This is a genomic window from Roseateles oligotrophus, assembly GCF_025717515.1.
Taxonomy (GTDB): domain Bacteria; phylum Pseudomonadota; class Gammaproteobacteria; order Burkholderiales; family Burkholderiaceae_C; genus Paucibacter_A; species Paucibacter_A oligotrophus.
In genome coordinates, this window is record NZ_JAJIRN010000034.1 from 1 (window position 1) to 778 (window position 778).

The following is a 778-nucleotide window of genomic DNA, read 5'->3' on the forward strand; positions in this document are numbered from 1 at the left end:
ACTGTTGAGGTGGCCGACAGCATACCGAAGCTGTACCCATGCCGCACTCGGCTGAGGCGACTGGCTGTTGCTTGGCCATGCGGCCGGTTGCGAACCGAGGAAGGTAAACGGCCAGCAGAGCCTGAACAGGCAAGATCACGGCGGCCGGAGGCTGAGACCGCTGGCGCTCGGCCTGGTGCAGCTACCGACGAGGCGAGTTGACCCCGCAACTGGCCGCGATCGAGCGACCAGAAAAGAAACTTCGAGCTTTGCTTAGCCTGCTGCATAACGTCGAAGTTGAGCCGCGAGCGGCGGTTGGGCACGGAAGGCCCAGAATGAAATGGGGGCCTGTAGTGACCAGCCGTTGGGAGTCGGCTCGAACGCAAGGTTAGAGCGCTCTGAGGGCGGAGAACTCATTTGCGACCTTGGTAAGTGCTGCAGTTTCGTGGGACCAAGCGTATACGGCTGCGCCGAAAACAGGACCTTGCTTCAGAAGTACAAGCCGATCGCCTCCTCCGTTGCTGGCGATGGCTAGAGCGTTTTCTGGGAAGCCAGGCCAAGCTCGACACAGGCTAGTTTCCTTGATGATGTGATTGGCTGTACGTGAAAGCCGCTTTCGGTCTGATGTATCGGCGATGGGGTACAGCTCCCAAGAATCATCTTCTGTCTCGATTTCACCGCCGTTTGCGCCAAGCATTGAAGTCCGATATGCCGACGGCAACGCAGCGCCGATTTCGCGCTCGGCATCAAGGATGAATGACTCAGTGATATCGAAGGGCATGTTTGAGCGCTCTAACGC

General features: G+C 58.5%; 1 protein-coding gene. It reads right to left on the reverse strand.

Features of this window, described 5'->3' with window-relative positions:
• Positions 1 to 367: 367 nt before the first annotated feature.
• A partial coding sequence (locus LNV07_RS25360) for an SMI1/KNR4 family protein (RefSeq protein WP_263573997.1) occupies positions 368 to 778 on the reverse strand: 411 nt, incomplete at its 5' end.